This is a genomic window from Curtobacterium sp. MCPF17_018, assembly GCF_003234135.1.
GTDB lineage: Bacteria > Actinomycetota > Actinomycetes > Actinomycetales > Microbacteriaceae > Curtobacterium > Curtobacterium flaccumfaciens.
This window is the reverse complement of the sequence record NZ_QKSJ01000002.1, coordinates 164,395-186,971: the sequence shown is the minus strand read 5'-3', so window position 1 is coordinate 186,971 and position 22,577 is coordinate 164,395. Positions and strand designations below refer to the sequence as shown.

12 protein-coding genes, 1 tRNA gene and 1 other RNA gene are annotated in these 22,577 nt (G+C 72.9%); 4 read left to right on the top strand and 10 right to left on the bottom strand.

Annotation, left to right across the window (positions count from 1 at the left end; translation table 11 throughout):
* Positions 1-157: 157 nt before the first annotated feature.
* Together DEJ27_RS03500 and ffs are read right to left on the bottom strand one after the other, a co-directional pair.
* Entirely contained in the window at positions 158-7,768 is a 7,611-nt protein-coding gene (locus tag DEJ27_RS03500; protein WP_111090333.1) for a choice-of-anchor G family protein, read from the bottom strand.
* A gap of 234 nt (positions 7,769-8,002) precedes the next feature.
* An RNA gene (ffs, locus tag DEJ27_RS03495) (signal recognition particle sRNA small type) lies at positions 8,003-8,099 on the bottom strand.
* A gap of 37 nt (positions 8,100-8,136) precedes the next feature.
* Between ffs and DEJ27_RS03490 the strand changes: the two genes are divergently transcribed.
* Entirely contained in the window at positions 8,137-8,811 is a 675-nt protein-coding gene (locus DEJ27_RS03490) for an SDR family oxidoreductase (protein ID WP_110861486.1), read from the top strand.
* Positions 8,812-8,943: 132 nt separating this feature from the next.
* Here the strand turns inward: DEJ27_RS03490 and DEJ27_RS03485 are convergent, their stop codons facing one another.
* Both DEJ27_RS03485 and pta read right to left on the bottom strand, forming a co-directional pair.
* On the bottom strand, positions 8,944-10,140 hold the full coding sequence (locus DEJ27_RS03485; RefSeq protein ID WP_111090332.1) for an acetate/propionate family kinase: 1,197 nt from the start codon (positions 10,138-10,140) through the stop codon (positions 8,944-8,946).
* Positions 10,141-10,189: 49 nt separating this feature from the next.
* Positions 10,190-12,298 carry a phosphate acetyltransferase gene (gene pta / locus DEJ27_RS03480; RefSeq protein WP_111090331.1) on the bottom strand — a complete coding sequence of 703 codons (2,109 nt, stop codon included), beginning with the start codon at positions 12,296-12,298 and terminating at the stop codon, positions 10,190-10,192.
* 121 nt (positions 12,299-12,419) lie between these two features.
* On the opposite strand from pta, the gene DEJ27_RS03475 reads away from it, so the two are divergent.
* Positions 12,420-12,504, top strand: a tRNA-Ser gene (locus DEJ27_RS03475).
* Between the two features lie 301 nt (positions 12,505-12,805).
* Positions 12,806-13,450 (top strand): hypothetical protein, encoded by a 645-nt coding sequence (locus DEJ27_RS03470; protein WP_146244645.1) that lies wholly within the window; start codon positions 12,806-12,808, stop codon positions 13,448-13,450.
* Between the two features lie 264 nt (positions 13,451-13,714).
* Here the strand turns inward: DEJ27_RS03470 and DEJ27_RS03460 are convergent, their stop codons facing one another.
* A complete protein-coding gene (locus tag DEJ27_RS03460; RefSeq protein ID WP_111090328.1) occupies positions 13,715-14,971 on the bottom strand; it encodes a multidrug effflux MFS transporter in 1,257 nt (418 codons plus the stop codon).
* Positions 14,972-15,197: 226 nt separating this feature from the next.
* On the opposite strand from DEJ27_RS03460, the gene DEJ27_RS03455 reads away from it, so the two are divergent.
* The gene (locus tag DEJ27_RS03455) at positions 15,198-15,779 is read left to right on the top strand and encodes a TetR/AcrR family transcriptional regulator (RefSeq protein WP_146238569.1); all 582 of its coding nucleotides are present in this window, start codon (positions 15,198-15,200) and stop codon (positions 15,777-15,779) included.
* Between the two features lie 87 nt (positions 15,780-15,866).
* On the opposite strand, the gene DEJ27_RS03450 is transcribed toward DEJ27_RS03455, so the two are convergent.
* The 5 genes from DEJ27_RS03450 to DEJ27_RS03430 form a co-directional block, all read right to left on the bottom strand.
* Positions 15,867-16,469, bottom strand: a complete 603-nt coding sequence (locus tag DEJ27_RS03450; RefSeq protein WP_146238570.1) for a substrate-binding domain-containing protein — start codon at positions 16,467-16,469, stop codon at positions 15,867-15,869.
* Position 16,470: 1 nt separating this feature from the next.
* Positions 16,471-17,913: an MFS transporter gene (locus tag DEJ27_RS03445; RefSeq protein ID WP_181430079.1), complete on the bottom strand. Its 1,443-nt coding sequence runs from the start codon at positions 17,911-17,913 to the stop codon at positions 16,471-16,473.
* An 87-nt stretch (positions 17,914-18,000) separates the two neighbouring features.
* Positions 18,001-19,146 (bottom strand): cystathionine gamma-synthase, encoded by a 1,146-nt coding sequence (locus DEJ27_RS03440; RefSeq protein ID WP_056070707.1) that lies wholly within the window; start codon positions 19,144-19,146, stop codon positions 18,001-18,003.
* Between the two features lie 13 nt (positions 19,147-19,159).
* Positions 19,160-20,524 carry a cystathionine beta-synthase gene (locus tag DEJ27_RS03435; protein ID WP_110861502.1) on the bottom strand — a complete coding sequence of 455 codons (1,365 nt, stop codon included), beginning with the start codon at positions 20,522-20,524 and terminating at the stop codon, positions 19,160-19,162.
* A gap of 173 nt (positions 20,525-20,697) precedes the next feature.
* Positions 20,698-22,572 carry an ABC transporter ATP-binding protein gene (locus DEJ27_RS03430; RefSeq protein ID WP_111090404.1) on the bottom strand — a complete coding sequence of 625 codons (1,875 nt, stop codon included), beginning with the start codon at positions 22,570-22,572 and terminating at the stop codon, positions 20,698-20,700.
* Between the last annotated feature and the right edge of the window lie 5 nt (positions 22,573-22,577).

Sequence of the window (22,577 nt, the reverse complement as noted above, 5' to 3'; positions counted from 1 at the left end):
GGGTAGCCGTCACGACCGACAACCCGCGTGCCCGTCCACAGGTCGTCCCACCGGGCCGGACCACCCGCCGGCGGTGGGCCGAGCGCCCGGACGGCACCGCGCCTCCCGTCCGTCTGGTCGACGGGCGGGAGGCGCGGTGTGTGACGCTGGTGCGGACTCAGCCGCGGGTGCGGCGACGGAACCCGCCGGCGAGGCGGGAGAGCCCCAGCAGCAGGAACCCGAGGGCCACCAGGCCCGCCGCGGTGCCGGCGATCGGGACGACGTCCGCGCCGGTCCAGGCGAGGTCACCGTTGCCGTTGCCGGAGCCACCGGTCCCGGTGCCCGAGCCGTTCGCGGAGCCACCGTCGGTGCCGATGCCGGTCCCGGTGCCGGTTCCGGAACCACCGCCGGTCCCCGGCGTGCCGGGCAGACCGGGCGCACCCGGCGTTCCGGGGGTGCCGGGCGTTCCGGGCGTCCCCGGGTTCCCGGGCGTGCCCGGCTCCTCCGGGTCCACCGCGTCGTCCATCACCATGACGCGGAGCATCTGCGCCTGCGAGGTGAACCCGCCGACCGACTGGGTGACTCGCAGCACGTGGCCGCCGACGGGCAGCCCCACCATGACCCACCACGTGCCGTCCTCGTCGGCCGTCGTGGCGACCGCGTCGCGGCCCATCGGCTGCACGGTGACCGTCGCGCCGGGCTCGGCGGTGCCCGTCACCATCAGGTCGTGGTCACCGTCCTCGTCCGCCATGTACTGCGAGCCCGGCGTCGGCGAGGTGACCGCGAGCGGCTCCAGGGTGTCGACCACGACCGGCACCCGGGGCGCCGTCGAGGTCGTGCCGTTCACCGACTGGGTGGCACCGATCGTCCACTCGCCCTCGGGCACGCGATCGAACACGACGCTCCACGCGCCCTCGTCGTCGGCGGTGGTGGTGCGGACCTGCCCGGTGGACAGGGTCACCGTCACCGCGGCGCCCGGGGTGGCCTGACCGGTCACCGTGAACGAGCCGGTGTCGCCGAAGCCGTCCGCCGGGATCAGCTGCCCGGGGTCGGGGCTCGTGATGACGATGCCCGTCTCCTGCGCGGCCACGACCGTGACGTCGACCGTCACCGGGTCGGAGGTCCGACCGCCGACCGTCTCCGTCACCGACACCGTGTGGTCTCCGACGGGGACCCCACCGATCGTGACCGTCCACGAGCCGTCGTCGCCGGCGGTCGTCGTGGCGGTCCGGCCGTCGACGTCGACCGTGACGGTCGCACCGGGCTCGGCGGTGCCGCTCACCGGGACCGAGGTCGTCGACCCCGTGGTCGGGAACGCCTGGCCGTCGGTCGGGCTCGAGATGACGACCGACGTCGCGGCCGTCACGGTGAAGCCGACCTGCGGAGCGTCGGTGGTGGCACCGTCGACCGTCTGGCTGGCGGCGACCGTGTGCGATCCCTCGGCGACGTCCGGCACCGTCACGGACCACGCACCGTCGTCGTCCGCGGTCGTGGTGACCGCGGTGCCGTCGTCGATGCGGACCGAGACGGCGGCGTTCGGTGCGGAGGTACCGGTCACGCGGACGTCGGTCGAACCGCCGAGCACGCGGACGTCGGCGCCGTCGGCCGGGCTGGTCACGACGATCGCGTCCGCAGCGGCGACCACGACGGTCACGTCGCGCTCGATCGCATCGGACGTCGTGCCGTTCACGACCTGGGTGACGACGAGCGTGTGCTCGCCCGCCGGCACGTCGACGAGGGCGGTCTCCCACCGTCCGTCGGTGCCGACACGGACCACGACCGGGTCGGCGTCGTCGAGGACGACGCGGACCGTCGCGCCGGGCTGGCCCACGCCGCCGACCGGGACGGTCGCGGTGGGGTCGGTGCTCGGCACGGTGAACGTGGTGTCGTCCGCCGGGGCGGTGACCGTCAGCGCGGCACCGGGTGCCACGGTGAAGGTGCTGCCCACCGCTGCGGACGTCGAGCCGTCCACCGTCTGGGTCGCACGGATCGTGTGCTCACCGACGGCGGTGTCCGGCAGTTCGACGCTCCAGGTGCCGGCGTCGGTCGCGGTCACGGTCCGGGCGTCGCCGCCGTCGATCGTGACGCGGACCTCGGCACCGGGCTCGGCGGCCCCCGCGGCGGTGAGGGTCGCGACCGAGTCGCGCTGGGCGACCCGGATCGTGGTCCCGTCCGCCGGGGTGGCGATCGTGATCGGGTCGGCGACGAGGACGCGGACGTCCACCGTCACCGGCGCGGACTCGGTGTCGCCGATGCGCTGCGTGACACTGACGGTCGTGGTGCCGGCCGGCACCCCGGGGACCGAGACGCTCCACGCGCCCTCGTCGTCCGCGGTGGTCGACTCGGTGCGACCGTCGCCCAGGTCGACCACGATGGTCGCGCCCGGCTCGGCGGTGCCGGCGACGTCGACCGTCGTCGTGCCGTCGCCGTCGGCGACCGTGTACTCCTGGTCGGCCGTCGGCTCCGTGATGACGACGGGTGCGCCAGCCTCGATCTCGAACGTCGTCTCGACCGGGGTGGTCGAGGTCGAGCCGTCCACGGTCTGCGTCACCTCGACGGTGTGCTCGCCGACACCGAGGTCCGGCACGTCGACGCTCCACGAGCCGTCGTCACCGGCGGTGACCTCGACGGGGTCGCGGTCGTCGACGGTGACCGTCACCGTGGCACCGGGCTGGGCGTCACCGGCGACCGTCACGGTCGTCGTCGCGTCGCCGTCGGCCACCGTGATGGGGTCGTCGCCGGGCTCACGGATGACCAGGGCCGCAGCGGCGACCACGGACACCGGTCGTTCGACCGCCGCGCTCGTGGTGCCGTTCACGGCCTGCGTGACCGAGGCCGTGAACGAGCCGGTCGGCACGTCCTCGACCGTGGTCGCCCAGCGGCCGTCCTCGTCCACGGTCGCCGTGGCGCTCCCGCCGTCGCCGAGGTCGACCGTGACGGTCGCGCCCGGCTCACCGGTGCCGGCGAAGTCGACCCCGGTGGTGGCGTCGTCGTCCGCCACCGTGACGGTGGTGGCACCCCGCGGCGTGGACACGACGAGCGGGGCTCCGGCACGGACCGACACCGCGGCCGTCACCGGCGTCGAGGTCTGCCCGCCGACGACCTGCGTCGCGGTGACGCGGTGGTCGCCGACCGGGACGTCCTGGAAGGTGGTCTCCCACCGGCCGTCCTCGTCCGCGGTCACCGTCTCGGCCTCGCCGGTCGAGAGCCGGATCGTCACCTCGGCGTCGGGCTGCGCCCGACCGGTCACCTCGACGTCGGCGGTGCCGGACGTGTCGGCGACCGTCAGGACGTCGCCGTCCTCCGGGGTCACGATGGCGAGCGCGGTTCCGGCCCGCACCGTGACGGTCTGGTCCGGACTGGAGGCGGTGGTCCCGCCGACCGTCTGGCTGGCGGTGAGCGTCGGGGTGCCGACACCGACCCCACCGAACGTGACCGTCCAGTCGCCGTCCGCGTCCGCGGTGGTGGTCGCCTCGTCGTCGCCGAGTCGCACCGTCACCGGCGCGCCCGGCTCCGCCGAACCCGTGACCACGACGTCGCGCGTGGCGTCGGCGTCCGGCACGAGGAGGACCACGTCGGTCCCCGGTGCGGTGATCGTGACCGCTTCGGCGGCCTCGATCGTGACGGCGCGCTCGACCGGGTCGGAGGTGCGCGGGTCGGAGACGGTGCCGGCCAGGGTCTGGGTGACCGTGACCTGGTGCACGTCGACGCCGAGGTCGGGGAACGTGACCGACCACGTGCCGTCGGCACCGACCGTCGTCTCCTGGTCGTCGGACCCGGCGAGGGTCGCCGTGACCGTGGCGCCGGGCTGGCCGGTGCCGGTGACCGTGACGTCGCGCTCGACACCGGGGCCGGCGACCGTGATCGGGTCCGTGTCCGGACCGGTGATCGTCAGCGCGTTGGCGGTGACGACCTCGAAGGTGATCGGGACGGCGCTCGTCACGACGTCCTCGACCTCCTGGCTGGCCGACGCCGTGTAGACGCCGGTCGGGGCGAGACCGGTCGCGTCGACCGCCCACCGCCCGTCGTCGTCAGCCGTGGTGGTGAACCGGGTGCCGGGTCCGACCGAGACGGTCACCGCGGCACCGGGCTCGGCCGTGCCGGTGATCCGGACGGTCGCGGTGGCGTCGGCGTCGACCACGACGAAGCGTGCGCCGCTCGCCGGGGTGTCGATGACGATGGCGTTGCCGGGGACCACGGTGAAGTCACGCGTGACCACCGGGCCGTCGGTGCCGTTCACGGTCTGCACGGCCTCGACGGTGTGCTCGCCGATGCCGAGCTGCGTGGTCGGGAGCTCCCAGTTGCCGGCCGTGTCCGTGACGACCTCGACGGGGTCGCCCTCGTCGATCGTGACGGCGACGGTCGCGCCGGGCTCCGCGGTGCCGCGGACGACCACGTTGGCCTGCCCGCCGGTGCCGGCGGGGACCTGCTGGGCGTCACCCGGTGCCACGATGACGAGCTCGTCGCCGGCCTCGACCGCGAAGTCACGGTCGACCGGTGCCGAGGTCGCGCCGTCGACGGTCTGGGTGACCGTCGCGGTGTGGTCGCCGGTGCCGACGTCGGTGAGGACCACCGACCAGGCACCCTGCGGGTCCGCCGTCGTGGACACCGCGTCACCGTCGTCCAGGACGACCTCGAGGCGGGCGCCGGGCTGCGCGGTGCCCCGCACGGTGACGTCGACGACGGAGTCGTCGGTGGCGACCGTGACGGTGGCGTCCTGCGCCGGAGCGGTGACGGCGAGCGGGGCGCCCGCCTGCACCGTGACGACCTGGCGGACGGCCGGCGAGGTGGTCCCGCCGACGGTCTGCGTCGCCGCGATCGTGTACCGACCGACCGGGACGTCGGTGACGGTCAGGTTCCAGGTGCCGTCGTCGTCGGCCGTCGTGGTGGCGGTCAGCCCGTCGCCGAGCGAGACCCGCACCTCGGCGCCGGCCTCGGCCGTGCCGGCCAGGTCGAGGTCGGTGGTGGTGTCGACGTCGAGGACGGTGACCACGTCGCCGTCGTCGGGCGAGGTGATCGCGAGCGGGTCGCCCGCCTCGACGGTGAAGGTGGTCTCGACCGGGCCGGACGTGGTGCCGTCGACGCTCTGACGCGCCGTGACGGTGCGCTCCCCGACCGGGACGTCGGCGAAGGTCGTCGTCCAGGCGCCGTCCTCGTCGGCGGTGACCGCGGCGGCGAAGGAACCACCGATGCCGACGGTGACCCGGGCGTTCGGGGCGGCCGAGCCGGACACCGTCACCGGGGTGGTCGAGTCCGCGGCGGCGACGGTGATGGTGCTGCCGTCGGCGGGCTCGTCGATGGTGAGCGCGGGGGCCGCCGTCACGGTGAAGTCCCGGGTGACCGGGGCGCTCGTGGTGCCGCCGACGGTCTGGGTGACCTCGGCCGAGTACTCCCCGGCCGGGACGTCCGTGACGCTCGTCGACCAGGTGCCGTCGGCGTTCGCGCGGGTGGTGGCGGTCAGGCCGTCACCGAGGTCGACGTCCACGCGGGCACCGGCCTGTGCGCTGCCGGAGAACGGGACGGACCGGGTGTCGCCGGCGAGCGGGAAGTCCTGGTCCGCCGTGGGGGTGTCGACGGTCAGGCCGGCCGCGGCCACGACCCGGAAGGACCGGGTCACGGGTGCCGAGGTCGTGTCGCCGACCGTCTGCGTGACGCTCGCCGTCTGCTCGCCGACCGGGACCTCGGGGACGGTGATGCTCCAGGCGCCGGCGTCGTCGGCCGTGCCCGTCGCGGTCACGCCGCCGCCCAGGTCGACGCTGATGCGCGCGTTCGCCGTCGCGGTGCCCGTCACGGTGACGGGGGCGGTCTCCCCCGTCGTGGTGAAGGTCTGACCGGTCGTGGGCGTGGTGATCGTCAGGGCTCGCTGGGCGACGACGGAGAAGCCCTGCGTCGCGGTGCCGGCCGCGGTCCCGCCGACCGTCTGGGTCGCGGTCGCGGTGTACGAACCGGTGGGGACGTCGGGGATGGTCGTCGTCCAGGTCCCGTCGGCAGCGACGGTCGCGGTGCCGGTCCGGTCCCCGCCGAGGCTGACGGCCACGGAGGCGCCGGGCTCGCCGGCCCCGCTCACGACGACGCTGCGGGTCGAGGTCGCCGACGGCACGGTGAACTGCTGTCCGGCCGTGGGCGCCGTGATGGTCGGGGCCGCGAAGGCCGTGGCACGCACGGTCGAGGTGGCGAGGTCCACGGTGGCGACGTTCACCCCGGGGAGCACGGAGAGCCGCAGGGCGTGCACGCTCCGCGATCCGGTGTCGTACCCGCGGGGGTCGCGGAAGCCGGTGGTGTCCTGCGCGTTCACGGTGAGGTCGACGACCTGACGGAGCAGCAGCACGACGGGGCTCAGCAGGGTGGAGACGGCCGAGGTCGTCGCCGTGAGCGTCGTGCCGAGGTTCGTCAGGGCCGTGCCCGTCACCAGGGGACGCACGATGGTCTGCAGTGCCGGGATGACGACGGTGTTGACCGCCGGGGCGAGCAGGGTGCCGAGCACGTTCAGGCCGAGGGGCCCGCCCGTCGCCGTCACCGTGGCGGTGGCGGGCGACGTGCCGGCGAGGGCGCCGAGCGTCGTGTCCGCCCGGAGGGCCAGTGCGGTGAGCGGGATGCCCGCGAGGTTGACGTTCGCGGTGACGTTCACCCGCACGGCGGTCGAGTTGATCGTGTTGACGACCGCGGTCTGCAGTGCGGTGGGCAGCTGCGTGCCGAGGATCGTCGTGATGCTCCGGTTGATCGAGCTCACGGTCGCCTCGGTCAGCACCGACGTGTTCGCCGGCTGACCGTTCAGCGTGGTGAGCCGGTCGAGGTCGACGGTGATCGCGCCGGTCGACGGGGTGATCGTCACCGCACCGTCCGTGAGCGGCTGCTGCAGCACCCGGGTCAGGGTGTCGTCGAGGTTCAGGTCGACGGTCGCGGTGACGGTCGTGCCGTTGAGGTTCACGAGTCCGAGGCTCGTCGTGCGGAGGAGCCGCTGCAGCTCGCTCGTGAGCGCCGTGGTCGTGCCGGACAGCGCCCCGTCCGCCCCGACCGCGGAGTTCACCGTGCCCGAGAAGGTGCGCAGGTCGTTCCGGAGCGCGGTGCTGAGTCCGGCGACCGCGGGGCTCGTCAGGTTCAGGTCCGCGCCGGCGATCCGGTAGTCCGTCGTCGTCCCGACCGTGGTGCCGCGCGTCGCCTGGATCCGGGACGCCAGCGCCCCGACCATCAGCTGTGCGTTCGACAGCACCCTGGTGTCGGCGCCGACCCGTGAGAACAGCGGGTTGAGGTCCACCGTCGCCGCGCCGGTGCCGGACCCGGTGCCGACCCCGATGCCGCCGTCGTTCGTCAGGAGCCCCGACGACGCGGTCGCGCCCGTGGCCGAGGTCGTGGCGTACTGGCCGTCGACACCGAGGGTCAGGATGCCGTTCGGGCCGAGCAGGTCGATGTCGTTGCCGAGGTCGACCCCCACGGCGTTGAGCGCCGTCAGGTTGAGCGGCTGGTTCGTGGTGCCGCCGCCGGAGCTCGCCCCACGCGCGGAGTACGCGCCGCCGAGCTGGGCGACCGCGTCGGCGTTGACGATGCCGGAGCCGCTGAGCAGCAGCCCCTCGGCCTCGGCGACGTCGGTCTGGGCGGCCGCAGCGGGTTGGATCGCCACGGTGGCGGCGATGAGCGCCGTCACCGTGGCGACGACGCCGCCGCGCAGGAGGAGCCGCCGACCGTCCGTCGCTCGTCCTCGAGCTCGGCCGCCGGCGCGGGTGATCCGTCGTGTCCGTTCGTCCGCTGCGGAGGGTACGGGGGTACCGGGCAGCGACGCGTGCCTGCGCATGCGTGTCTCTTTTCCTGGCGGGCGCGCCCGCCACCTGATCCTCGGAATCCACCGCTGGTGAGGCGGTGGAGGCTCCTCCGCTGGTGAGGCGGTGGAGGGTCGGAACCCTGGTTGGGGATTCCTGAGGCAGATCTTTACACATGATCAGGTTCGTGTCCGCACGTGCCGCCGAAAAAGTGCGCCGGCCCTCCCCGAACGGGGGTGGCATCGGCCTGGAACAGACCCGTCGGAAACGAAGAAGACTCCTCACGCACCCGCCAGAGCCCGGTTACCCTTGCTGCGTTTCCGCCCTGGGGGAGTTGGCCTGGATGGCGTCACGTGAGGAGCCGCCGAGAAGTCTACCGGACGCGACGGGCAGACTCGAACACATGAAGATCGCCATCGCCGGAGGACACGGCCAGATCGCCCTGCTCCTCGCCCGCCAGATCACCGACGCCGGCCACGACGCCGTCGCGATCGTCCGCAACCCCGCGCACGTGGCCGACGTCGAGCAACAGGGGGCGCGTGCGATCGTCGCCGACCTGGAGCAGCTCGGCGACGACGACCTGGCGCTCCGCCTGCGCGGTGTCGATGCCGTGGTGTTCGCCGCCGGTGCCGGGCCGAACAGCGGCGCCGAACGGAAGCTCACCGTCGACCGTGACGGTGCGATCCTGCTCGCCGACGCCGCCGAGCGTGCCGGCATCGAGCGCTACGTGATGATCTCCGCGATGGCAGCCGACACCTACGACCCCGAGCTCGCCGTCGTGCCCGCGCAGGACGACGCCGCGGTGTTCCAGGTGTACCTGCGGGCGAAGGCCGAGGCGGACGCGAACCTGCGGGCCCGACGCCTCCGCTGGACGATCGTGCGTCCCGGCGGCCTGCTCGACACGCCGCCGCAGGGCACCGTCCACGTCGGCCGGACGGTGCCGCGCGGCTCGATCCCCCGCGCGGACGTCGCGACCGTCGTCCTGCACGCCCTGCTCGACGACGCCGCGGTCGGCGTGCAGTTCGAGGTGACCAGCGGCGACACCCCGATCCCCGCGGCGCTGGACGCCCTCACCTGACCGGTCCGCGCGGCCCGCACGGTGCACTGGACGCGGCCCACGGACGGCCGGGAGGCGCGGTGCCAGCCCGCACCGAGCCTCCCGGCCGCACCGTGCCAGCGCGACGATGCGAGGCGGCACGTGCCCCGCGCGTCAGAGCGCGACCGCAGCCGACTGCCGGGCGATCTCGAGCTCCTCGTTCGTCGGGATGACGAGCACCGCGACCCGTGAACCGTCCGTGGAGATGCGGCGGGCATCCCGCGACGCCAGCTCGTTGCGGTCCGGATCGATCTCGATGCCCAGGTGCTCGAGCCCTGCGAGCACGCGCCGCCGCAGCAGCGCGTTGTTCTCGCCGACCCCCGCGGTGAACACGACCGCGTCGAGCCCGCCGAGCTGTGCCGTGTAGGCGCCCACGTAGCGACGGATGCGGTGGCGGTACACGGCGAGCGCCGCCTCCGCCTGCTCGTCGCCCTTGGTGGCGGCGTCCTGCACGTCGCGCATGTCGCCGCTGCCGGTCAGGCCGAGCAGGCCGGACCGCTTGTTGAGCATGGTGTCGAGCTCGTCGAAGGTCATCCCGGCCTCGCGGTGCAGGTGGATGAGCACCGCGGGGTCGAGGTCGCCGGAGCGGGTGCCCATGACGAGCCCCTCGAGCGGCGTGAGCCCCATCGAGGTCTCGATGGACCTCCCACCGTCGATCGCCGCGACCGAGGCGCCGTTGCCCAGGTGCAGCACGATCGTCTTGAGCTCGGCGAGCGGCCGGTCGAGGAACTCCGCGGCCTGCTCGGAGACGTACTTGTGGCTGGTGCCGTGCATGCCGTAGCGGCGGATCCCGTACTCGGCGGCCAGGTCGGCGGGGATCGCGTACGTGTACGCGTGCGGCGGCATGGTCTGGTGGAACGCGGTGTCGAACACGGCGACGTGCGGGACGTCCGAGAAGACCTGCTTCGCGGCCCGGATCCCCTCGAGGTTCGCGGGGTTGTGCAGCGGCGCGAGGCTGTTGAGGTCCTCGATCTGCTGCTCGACCTGGTCCGTGACGACCGTCGCACGGTCGAAGGTGGTGCCGCCGTGCACGACACGGTGGCCGACGACGGCGGGCGGGTGCTCGTCGAACGACGGGCCCACCTTCGCGAACGCGTCGATCATCGCCTGGAACCCGGCCGCGTGGTCGGGCACCGATGCGGCGTCGTTCGACGACGACTCCCCCGTCAGCGCGTTGGTGTGCTTCCAGGCCCCGGTGGACTCACCGATGCGCTCGACGAGCCCGGAGGCGAGCGTGCGCTCGTCCTCGAGTTCGATGAGCTGGTACTTGAACGAACTCGAGCCGGAGTTGACGACGAGGGCTGCGGTCACGGGGTGGTCACTTTCTGTCGGGTCTGGAGGCGCGGTGCGGGTCGGGCGGTCAGGCCGCGTCGGTCGCGGTGCCGGCCTGGATCGCGGTGATCGCGACGGTGTTCACGATGTCGCCCACCAGGGCGCCCCGAGACAGGTCGTTGATCGGCTTGCGCAGACCCTGCAGGACCGGGCCGATCGCCACGGCGCCGGCCGAGCGTTGCACGGCCTTGTACGTGTTGTTGCCGGTGTTGAGGTCGGGGAAGATGAACACCGTCGCGCGGCCGGCGACCGGGGAGTCCGGCATCTTGGTCGACGCGACCGTGGGGTCGGCTGCGGCGTCGTACTGGATCGGGCCCTCGACGAGCAGGTCGGGCCGGCGTTCCCGCACGAACGCGGTGCCGGCGCGCACCTTGTCGACGTCGGCGCCGGAGCCGCTGTCGCCGGTGGAGTAGCTGAGCATCGCGACGCGGGGGTCGATGCCGAACTGGGTCGCGGTCTCGGCGGACGAGATCGCGATGTCCGCGAGCTGCTCGCTCGTCGGGTCCGGGATCACCGCGCAGTCGCCGTAGACGAGCACGCGGTCGGCGAGCGCCATCAGGAACACGCTCGACACGATCGAGGTGTCCGGACGGGTCTTGATGATCTCGAACGACGGCCGGATGGTGTGCGCCGTGGTGTGCTTCGCGCCGGAGACCATGCCGTCGGCGAGCCCGAGCTGCACCATCATCGTGCCGAAGTACGAGACGTCGGTGACGGTGTCGCGGGCGAGCTCGATCGACATCCCCTTGTGGGCGCGGAGCCGGGTGTACTCCTCGGCGAAGCGTTCCCGCAGCTCGGGGTCGAACGGCGAGACGAGCTGCGCGGCCTCGAGGTCGAGGCCGAGCTCGGTCGCCCGCGTGCGGATGGCGGCGGGGTCGCCGAGGATCGTGAGCTCGCAGACCTGGCGCTGCAGCAGGGTGGAGGCGGCGCGGAGGATGCGGTCGTCCTCGCCCTCGGGCAGGACGATGCGCTTGCCGTAGCTGCGCGCCCGGTCGAGCAGGCCGTGCTCGAACATGAGCGGGGTGACGACCCCGGACGGGGCGAGCTGCAGGCGGTCGCGCAGGGCCTCGGCGTCGACGTGCTGCTCGAACAGGGCGAGCGCCAGGTCGGCCTTCCGGGGCGAGTCGGCGGCCAGGCGGCCACGGGTCTGGGTGATCCGGAGGGCGGTGTCGTACGTGCCGAGGTCGTTCTGCGCGATCGGCAGCGAGCTCGACAGGCCCTCGAGCAGCCGGGACACCTGCGGGGCGATCTCGAACCCGCCGTTCAGGATGACGCCGGCCAGGCTCGGGAACGTCTCGGACTGGTTGGCGAGCAGCGTGGCGATCAGGACGTCGCTCCGGTCACCGGGGACGACGACTATGCCGCCCTCGATGAGCCGGGGCAGGACGTTCTCCATGCTCATGCCCGCGACGACGGTGCCGAGGGCCTCGCGGTCGAGCAGGGCGTCGTCACCGCGGACCAGGGTGGCGCCGGTGGCCTGCAGCAGGGCGCGGACCGTCGGGGCGACGAGGACGCGGTCCTCGGGGATCGCCCACACCGGGGCGTCGGGGTGGTCGTCGTGCACGGCCTGCTCGACGCTCGTCACGATGGCGGCCAGGGCGTCCGGGTCGGCGCGGTTCACCACGACGCCGAACAGCTGCGCGTGTGCCGCCCGCAACTCGCTCGTCGTGACGTCCGCCACCTGCGCCATGCCCTCGGGAGTGCGGGCCGCGCGTTCGGCGGCGTCGCGGCCACCCAGCACGAGGAGCACCGGGGCGCCGAGGTTCGCGGCGACCTTCGCGTTGAAGGACAGCTCGGTGGGGCTGCCCACGTCGGTGTAGTCGGACCCGAGCACCACGACGGCGTCGCACTGCCGCTCGACCTGGGCGAACCGGGTGACGATGGTGCCGAGCGCCGCCTCGGAGTCGGCGTGCACGTCGTCGTAGGTGACCCCGACCGCGTCGTCGTACGAGATGCCGACGGCCGTGTGCTGCAGCAGCAGCTCGAGCACGTAGTCGGGTTCGACGACCGAGCGGGCGACGGGCCGGAACACGCCGACGCGACCGACGGACCGGGCGAGGGTCTCGAGGACACCGAGCGCGACGGTGCTCTTGCCCGTGTGCCCTTCTGCTGACGTGATGTAGATGCGGGTCGACACGACGCCCAGGGTAGTCGCCGCACATGTCACGACATCTGGGAGCACCGGCGCCGACGACACGCGGTCGTGAGCACCGCGGAGAACCTGTACCATTGGGTGTCGCCGTCGCGAGACGGTGTCAGGAGAATTCGCCTAGTGGCCTATGGCGCACGCTTGGAAAGCGTGTTGGGTGCAAGCCCTCGGGGGTTCGAATCCCCCATTCTCCGCAGCGAGCAAGGCAGAACCACCCACGAAGGACCCGCACCGATCGGCGCGGGTCCTTCGTCGTTCCGGTTGCGATCGGTCCCCCACCCTGCGGACGAGCGCGTGCCCTGTTCCCCCTCGGTTGGCCGGGAAACGCCCACCAGGGGTGGAACGGGCTGTCCCCGGTACCCGTCGGTCGCCTATGCTGGCCGAGCGAACGGCTCCGGGACGAGCCGACCGCGGTGCATCGAGCGGCAGGGGCGTCGCTCGGAGGGCGTGCTGATCAGCGTGCCCGGAACACCCGAGGGGACGAGGAGACGCGCCATGGGGGACACCACCGTGCCCGCGGCAGTACCCGTGCGACCCGCCGTCTTCGACACGGTCCTCCGTCCGCGCCGGTCCCTCGTCCGTTCCACCGCGCTGAGCATCGCCTTCTCGGCCGTGCCGCTCGCCGTCGCCCTGGTCTGGGTCTCGTTCCCGTTCCGCACGTGGGCCGTGTTCGCCGGCGTCGTCGTCGCGATGGCCGCGGCCGTCGGCATCGTGTTCGTCCGGCTGCACACCGCGTTCATCGGGATCGATGACGACGGCCTGACGATCCGTGGCGTCCTCACGGCGCACCGTCGGATCCCCCGCGACCGCGTGCACAGCCTGGTGCTCGCCACGACGTTCGGCTCGTCGGTCGACAGGACCGTGCGGGAGCTCGTCGCCTTCGACCGGACCGGCACCCACCTCTTCCGGCTCCGTGCCGACGTGTGGGGTGACGACGGACTCGACCGGGTGGTCGACGCGCTCGGCGTGCAGGTCGTCGAGGAGGCCCGGCCGGTTTCCGCCCGCACCTTCGCGAAGCGCTACCCGACGAGCCGCGCCTGGTACGAGCAGCGGTCGGCGCTCCTGCTCGTCGGCGGCCTCGTCGTGCTGGTCGTCGGCGGGCTGCTCGCCGTCGAGTTCGCCGGCCTCAACGCCCGCTGACCGACCGGCGAGGCCTTCTGCCGTCGCCACCGGGTCCGGGGCGGTCGCCTCGACCGCCCCGGCAGGGGCGGTGGGAGCCGGTGCTGCCGGAGGGGCGGGCTCCGCGTCGGGCGCGAGCCGCGCCTCCAGGCCGGTGGGTGGCGGGGACCCGACGACCGCGGGTTCCGCGTCGGCGGTGCGTCCCGCTGCTCCTCCGCCGCCGGCGCGGCGGTGAGCTCCTCGGCTCGCCGCGCCGCCTCGTCGGCGGCCCGGCGGTCCGGGTCGTCAGTGCGACAGCGCGGGGACCGTCCGGGGGCGGACCACGAACCAGAGCATCAGGATCGCGACGGCGGCGGTCGACGCCATCACCATCGCCATCGGGGTGGCCGTCGTGATGCCGAGCCAGCCGACCACCGGCGAGATGAGCCCGGCGACGCCGAAGTTCAGGGCACCGAGCACCGAGGCCGCGGTCCCCGCTTCCTTCCCGTGGGCAGCGAGACCGATGACCTGGACCAGCGGGAACGAGAACCCGCACGCGGCGATGAAGAACCACAGCGGCACCAGCACGCCGACCAGACCGGCACCGAGCTGGTCGAGGACGATGATCGCGAGCGACGCCAGCAGCAGGGTCGCGGTCGAGCACGCCAGGATCCACTGCGGACCGACCCGCTGGGCGAGCCGCGACGAGATCTGCACGCCGAGGACGACCCCGACCGAGTTGACGGCGAAGAGCAGCCCGTACTGCTGCGCGTCGAGCCCGTAGACCTGCTGGAACAGGAACGGCGACGCGCTGAGGTACGAGAACAGACCGCTGAACACCATGGCGCCGATGAGCGCGACACCGACGAAGATCCGGTCGGAGAACAGCGCCTTGTAGCGCTGGCCGATGGTGGAGTGCCCGGCCTCGTGCCGGCGGGCCGGCGGCAGGGTCTCGACGATGAGCAGGATCGACGCGATCACCACCGCCAGGCCGTAGCAGGCGAGGAAGACGAAGATGCCGCGCCAGCTGGTGAACTGCAGCATCTGCGAACCGATGAGCGGCGCGAGGATCGGCGCCAGGCCGTTCACCATCGCCAGGCGGGACAGCATCCGCACGAGCGGCTTGCCGCCGAACAGGTCGCGCACCGTCGCCATCGCGACCACACCACCGGCTGCGGCGCCCATGCCCTGCAGCACGCGGAACACCGCGAGCAGCTCGATGTCCGGCGCGGTGGCGGCACCGATCGACGCGGCGATGTGCACCGTCGTCGCGATGATCAGCGGTAGTCGGCGGCCCACCTTGTCGCTCCACGGGCCGACCAGGAGCTGCCCGATGGCGAAGCCGAGCGTCGTGGCGGTGAGCGTCAGCTGGACCGCGCCGTCGGTGACGCTGAACTGGTCCTTGATCGCCGGGAACGCCGGCAGGTACAGGTCGATCGTGAACGGACCGAGCGCCGTGAGGGCGCCCAGGACGAAGACGTAGACGAGTCGCTGCCCGCGGGAGAGCGAGTCTCCCGGGTGCAGGACGACCCGGAGCGAACCGGTGGTGGCGGGCGCGGTCACGAGACAGGAGTCCTTCGACGATGAGGGGGCGGGGGTGATCGCGGGTCGATCGAATCGATTCGTCCGCGGAACCATCCTACGGTCGCCGGTGCGTGCTCGGCGCCGCCCGTGCCGGCCGCCCGCGTGAAGCGGCTCGTGCTGCCACTCGGCCGCGCGGGGACCATGCGGTACCGTCGGACTGCTCGGGGGCCTTCCGGGTGAAGCGGATCAGAAGGGGGTGGGCGTCATGGTGGATGCCCGGATCCTGCACACCACTGCAGCGCTGCGCGAGGCGATCCTGCGACTCGCCGCGGACCGACCGGTCTCGGAGATCACCGTCGCCGACGTCACGCGTGCCGCCGGCATCAACCGGGCCACGTTCTACTCGCACGCCGTCTCCCCCGGGTCGCTGCTCGCCGACGTCCTGACGCCGGAACTCGACCGCATCCGGCAGGACGACGCCGACGAGCGCCGAGCCGCCGCCGACCGGGGCGCCGGAGCCGACGAGCTCGCAGCCATCACCCGGCGCGGCATCAACGCCGTGGTCGAGCACGTGACGACACACCGCGACATCTACGGCAAGGCGCTGCCGGACCCGAACGACGCGTCACTGCACCGGCTGCTCGTCGAGCACTTCACGGTGTCGAGCGCCCTGCACATCCGCGAGCTCGACCCCGCACGCCGGCCCGACCTGCTCGACGACGTCGCCGCGGGGTTCGTGGCGCAGGGCTTCGTCGGGGCGATCGAGGCTTGGCTCGCCGGGCCACGTCGGTCGCGGAAGGCGCTGGTGGAGACGATCACGCTGTCGTTCCCGGCGTGGTGGAGCTGAGCGGACCGTTGCACCCGATCGTGTGATCGCCTGCGCGCCCGTGCTCCCGTGGGTGCTGGCTTCCGGCCGTGCTCGTGCTGCGCGTGCCTACTCGGCGTCGGTCGTGTCGCCGTCCGCCGGGTCGGCCTCCGGCTTCTCGCCGCGCTGCAGGGACTGCACGACCTCGACCGCCGTCGCCGCGACGTCCGCGTCGTCGCCCACCGACGGCACGCGGTAGTCGGCGGACACCCCGTCGCCACCGGTGCCGGTCGCGGGCAGCGGATCGCCGAGGGAGACCACGACGACCCCGGCGTCGTGGGCCGTCTGGATCACACCGGTCAGCGCGGACGGTCGAGCGGCGTGCACGAGCAGGGCCTTGGCGCCCTTGCGCACGAGCTGAGCCACCGCGGTCTGCTGTGACGCCGCCGCGCCCGATGCCGGAGCGACCCGGACGTCGGGTCGGAACCCGGCGTCGGTCAGGTCGGTACGGAGTCGGGCGGCGAGGGCCGCGTCGTCGTGGAGCAGGACGACGCCGATCACGGCCTGCTTGTCGAAACCGCCGTCGGAGCTCGTCAGGTCGGTGCTCTGCACCGGCGTGGGGGCAGCCGACGTCGTGCCCTGGCACCCTGCCAGGGTCAGGGCCGCCGCCAGGGCGACGGTCACGGCGACGATGCGCAGCACGGTGGTCTCCTCTTCGGTCCGGTCTGCCACGCTACCCGGCAGCCGGCCCGTGCGACGACGGAGTCGGCGACGGGACGGATCCGCCCGAGCCCGCCGCGACCGTCGTCGCCGGCGCGGGCACGGGGCCGAGCCGTCGGACGGCCGCGATCGCCAGAGCAGCGAAACCGATCATCGCCGCGAAGACCAGGGGGAACGACACCGTGCCGTCGGCGCCACCGGTCGCGGTGAAGAGCAGGCCGGTCACCGCGAGACCGATCACGCTGCCCGCGGCGTCCGCGATCGTCAGGGCCGAACTCGCGAAGCCGTCGTCGCCCTCGCGGGAGAACCGCAGGGTCAGCATCGAGGCGCGCGGGTAGATCGCGCCCATGCCCGCGCCACCGACGAACCAGCCGGCGACCAGCACCCACCACGACAGGTCGAACGTCGCGACCGCGAGCGCGGTCACCAGGCTGACGAGCACCAGCGTGAGCCCGACCCCGAAGGTGCGACGGGCGGTGAGCCGCTGCTCCCCCAGACGACCGTGCGCCCAGCTCGACGCTGCCCAGCTGAGTGCCGCCACCGTCAGGGCCAGCCCCGCAGCCGACGGCGACAACCCGTGTTCGGCCTGCAGCAGGAACGGCACGTACGCCTCGCTGCCGAAGAACGACGCCGCGACGAGCCCGCGCAGCAGCACGACCGACGGCAGCCCGGCCGCGGCCCGGAACGTCCCGGTCGGCAGCAGCGGCCGCAGGGCGAACCAGGTGCCGACCAGCCCGACGAGCACCGCCGCGACCATGCCCCACGGGATCAGGTCGGGCGCGACGTTGAGCAGCAGGATCGACACGGCAGCGGCCACCGACCAGCCGATCCTGACCCGCTGCCACGGCGGGCGGAGCGACGCGACCGGGGCGTGCACCCGGCCGAGGGTCGGCACGAGCAGGGCGAAGGCGACCAGCGCGATCGCCAGCGCCCCGGCGAACACCCAGTGCCAGTCCCAGGTGTCGGTGACGATGCCGGCCAGGGCGGGGCCGATCAACGCCGGCACGACCCAGGCGGCGGCGAACCCGGCGAACACCGGCCCGTGCAGCTCGGCGGGGAAGATCCGGGCGACCAGCACGTACAGCACCACGTCGATGGCCCCGGCACCGAACCCCTCGATGAGCCGACCGGCCAGGAACACCTCCATGGTCGGCGCGAGCATGACCACGGCGGTCCCCACCGCGAAGAACGCCGCCGACACCCACGCCACGATCCGACCACCGGCGCGATCGGTCCAGTTGCCGGCGAGCACCATCCCCGGCACCCCGGCGGCGAGCGGGGCGGCGAAGGCGAGCGCGTACAGGGTCTCGCCGTCGAGGTCACGGCTGATCACCGGCATGATCGTCGTCATCGCCAGGTTCTGGAACGCCGCGACGCCGACGATCGCGACCATGCCGATCGTCGCGAGGGCGTACGGTCCGCTCAGCAGACTGGTCCGCGACGCCGTTGTGCTCACCTGGGACATCGTAGGGGCGAGGGGTGACGCTGTGGCAGCCGATCAGGCGCGGCCGCAGCCGCGGTGCGCTGTGCGCTGTGCGCTGTGTCAGCGCGCCAGCGCCTGCTCCAGGTCCGCCACCAGGTCGCCGGCGTCCTCGATCCCCACCGACAGCCGGACGACGTTCTCCGGCACGGCCAGCTCGGTGCCCTTCACCGACGCGTGGGTCATCTCGCTCGGGTACCCGATGAGCGACTCCACGCCACCGAGCGACTCGGCCAGGGCGAACAGCTCCGTCGACTCCGCGAACCGCTTCGCCGCCTCGGCGCCGCCGGACAGCGCGACCGAGAGCATCCCGCCGAAGCCGCGCATCTGGCGGGCGGCGACGTCGTGCCCCGGGTGGTCGGGCAGGCCCGGGTAGTAGACCCGCTCGACGCCGGGCGCGACGACGAGCGCCTCCGCGACGGCCTGCGCGTTCCGCGAGTGCCGCTCCATCCGCACCGCGAGCGTCTTGATGCCACGGGTGGTCAGGTAGGCGTCGAACGGCGACGAGATCGCCCCCGCGCCGAACTGCAGGAACTGCACCTTCGCCGCGAGCTCCTCGTCCGCCAGCACGACGGCTCCGCCGACGACGTCGGAGTGTCCGCCGAGGTACTTCGTGGTCGAGTACACGACGACGTCGGCACCGAGCGACAGCGGCTGCTGCAGGTACGGCGACGCGAACGTGTTGTCGACGACCACCAGGGCGCCCGACTCGTGCCCGAGGGTCGCGAGCGCGGCGATGTCGGCGATCTTCATGAGCGGGTTCGTCGGCGTCTCGACCCACAGCACCGTGGTGGCCGGCGCGCCCTGCAGCGCCGCGCGGACCTGGTCGAGGTCGCTCATGTCGACGACGACGAGCTCGACGCCCCACGGCACGTGCAGCCGACTCACCAGGCGGTGGGTGCCGCCGTACACGTCGTTGCCCATCACGACACGGCCACCCGGGACCAGCGCGGCGCGGAGCAGGGCGTCCTCGGCGGCGAGCCCGGACGCGAACGACGACGCCGCGACGCCACCGTCGAGGTCGGCGAGGAGCACCTGCAGCGAGTCGCGCGTCGGGTTGCCGGCGCGCGAGTACTCGTAGCCGTTGCGCATGCCGCCGACGCCGTCCTGCACGTACGTCGACGTCAGGTGGATCGGCGGGATGACGGCGCCGGTGGTCTCGTCGGGCTCCTGGCCGGCGTGGACGGCCCGGGTGCTGAACTCGGTCATGCTCGGTGGTTCCTTACTCGGAGAGGTAGGTGAGGAGGTCGTGCCGGGTCAGCACGGTGACGGGCTTGCCGTCCTCGACGACGAGGAGCGCGTCGGCCGACTCGAGCGCACGACGCGCCGCGGAGACCGACTCGCCGACGCCGATGAGCGGCAGCGGGTCGCCGACGAAACCGGTGAGCGCGTCCGACATCTTCGCGGCGCCGGTGAAGACCTGCTCGAGCAGCGCCTTCTCCTCGACGGCGCCGACGACCTCGCCGATGACGACGGGCGGTTCCGCGCTGAGCACGGGCATCTGCGAGACGCCGTACTTGGTCATGATGTCGACGACGTCGCGCACCGTGTCCGCCGGGTGCGCGTGCACCAGGTCGGGCAGGCGGCCGTCCTTGCCGGCGATGAGCGAGCCGACGGTGCGCTCGTCATCGGTCTCGGCGAAGCCGTAGGAGCGCATCCACCGGTCGTTGAAGATCTTGCCGAGGTAGCCGCGGCCGCCGTCCGGCAGCAGCACGACGACGACGTCGTCCTCGGTCAGGTCCCCGGCCGCGCGGAGCGCCGCGACGACGGCCATGCCGCTCGAACCGCCGACGAGCAGTCCTTCTTCGCGCGCCAGGCGCCGGGTCATCGCGAAGGAGTCGGCGTCGGACACGGCGATGATCTCGTCCGGCACGCCGGCGTCGTACGCACTCGGCCAGAAGTCTTCGCCGACGCCCTCGACCAGGTACGGGCGACCGGTGCCGCCGGAGTACACGGAGCCCTCGGGGTCGGCCCCGACGATGCGGACGCCGCCGTCGGACGCCTCCTTCAGGTACCGTCCGGTGCCCGAGATCGTGCCGCCGGTGCCGACGCCCGCGACGAAGTGGGTGATCTTCCCATCGGTGTCGCGCCAGATCTCCGGACCGGTGGTCTCGTAGTGGCTGCGGGGACCGTTCGGGTTCGCGTACTGGTTCGGCTTGTAGGCGCCGGGGATCTCCTGCACGAGCCGGTCCGACACCGAGTAGTAGGACTCGGGGTGCTCCGGCGCGACCGCGGTCGGGGTCACGACGATCTCGGCGCCGTACGCCGTGAGCACGTTGCGCTTGTCCTCGCCGACCTTGTCGGGCAGCACGAAGACGCACCGGTAGCCGCGCTGCTGTGCGACCAGGGCCAGACCGACGCCGGTGTTGCCGGAGGTCGGCTCGACGATGGTGCCGCCGGGGCGCAGGTCGCCGGAGGCCTCGGCCGCGTCGATGATCCGGGTGGCGATGCGGTCCTTGGACGACCCACCGGGGTTCAGGTACTCGACCTTCACCAGGATGGTCGCCCGCACCCCCTCGGTCACCCGGTTGAGCTTGACGAGCGGGGTGTCGCCGACGAGGTCGACGACGGAGTTCGCGTAACGCACGCCGTCGAGTCTAGGACGCGGTCACCGCGTCCCGCTGGGATGTGTCGTGTGCGGACAACGCACCGGGATCCCGCGGCGGGCGACGTGCCCTGGTCGCGCTGCGCGCCGGACGGGAGGCCCGTGCGGGCGCCGCCACGGGCCTCCTGTCCGGCGCCCGGTCGCGACCACGACCGTCAGGGGCGGACGACGTCCGCCGACGTGTTCTGCTGCCGGTGCAGCTGCGCGTACGTGCCGTCGAGGGCGAGGAGTTCGTCGTGCGTGCCCTGCTCGACGATCTGGCCGTGGTCGAGGACGAAGATGACGTCGGCGTCGCGGATCGTCGAGAGCCGGTGCGCGATCGAGATGGTGGTCCGGCCGGCCGCCGCCGTGTCGAGCGCCGTCTGCACGACGTGCTCCGAGATGGAGTCGAGCGCGCTGGTCGCCTCGTCGAGGACGAGCACCGGCGGGTCCTTCAGCATGACCCGGGCGATGGCGATGCGCTGCTTCTCACCACCGGACAAGCGGTAGCCGCGCTCCCCCACGACGGTGTCGTAGCCGTCCGGGAACGACGCGATCGTGTCGTGGATGTTCGCCGCACGGGCCGCACGCTCGAGCTCGTCGTCGGTGGCGTCGGGCTTGGCGTACCGCAGGTTCTCGCCGATCGTGGCGTGGAACAGGTACGTCTCCTGGCTGACGATGCCGACGTGCCGCATCAGGTCCTCGTGCACCAGGTCGCGGACGTCCTGCCCGGCGAACCGCACCGATCCCTCGGTCGCCTCGTACAGCCGGGGCACCAGGTAGGACACCGTCGTCTTGCCCGCGCCGGAGGGACCGACGAAGGCCGCGAACTGCCCGGGGCGGAGCTCGAACGACACCCCGCGCAGGGTCGGCTTGTCGGCTTCGCCGTCGGGGTAGGTGAAGACGACGTTGTCGAAGGCGACGTGGCCGACCTTCGACTCGTCCACGGGCCGGGCGGTCGGCGAGTCCGTGATGGCCGGCTCGAGGTCGAAGTACTCGAAGATGCGGGCGAAGAGCGCACCGGAGGTCTGCAGGTCGAGGACCACGCGCAGCAGCCCGACCGTCGGGAACAGCAGCCGGGACTGCACCGTCGTGAACGCGACGATCGTTCCGGCCGTGATCGGGACGTCACCGATGATCAGGTACGCGGCGACGACGTAGATGATCGCCGGGATGATCGACAGGAAGATCTGCACGATCGCGAAGAACCACTGCCCGGACATCTGCTGGCGCACCTGCAGGGTGATCTGGTTGCGGTTCTCGTCCCCGTAGCGGCGGGTCTCGCTGGCCTGCTGGTTGAAGCTCTTCGCGAGCAGGATGCCCGAGACGCTCAGCGCCTCCTGCGTGATGGCCGTCATGTCGGACAGCGACTCCTGCGTCTGCGCGGCGATGCGGGCCCGGACCTGGCCGACGCGGCGCTGCGCGATCACGAGCAGCGGCAGCAGGACCACGGCGACCAGCGTCATCTGCCAGCTCAGCAGGAGCATCGCGACCACGGCGGCGATCACGGTCACGGTGTTGCCGAGCACCGACGAGATCGTGTTGTTCAGCACGCTCGCCACGCCGCCGACGTCGTTCTGCAGGCGTGACTGGATGACGCCGGTCTTGGTGCGGGTGAAGAACGCGAGCTCCATCCGCTGCAGGTGCGCGAACAGGCGCATCCGCATCGCCCCCATGACCTTGTTGCCGACCGTCGCGGTCAGGTACGTCTGCCAGACGCCGACCCCGGCGCTCGCGATCCAGAGCAGGACCATCGCGGACACGAGCTCGACCAGCACCGGGACGTCGGGGCGACCCGACGGCGGGAACAGCCCCCGGTCGAACGCCTGCTGGGTGAGCAGTGGCGGCACGACCGAGATGGCCGCACCGACCAGCACGAGGACGACCGTGAGCATGATCGCCCGGCGGTGCGGCTCGAACAGCGCGGCGATGCGCCGGACCAGGTGCGGGATCTTCGGCGCCTCGGCGTTGGCGGCCTTCTGCGCGCGGAAGTCGCCGCTCGAGATGCGCCCACCCCCGCGCGGACCGCCGCCTCGCCCGCCGTGTCCCATGCTCA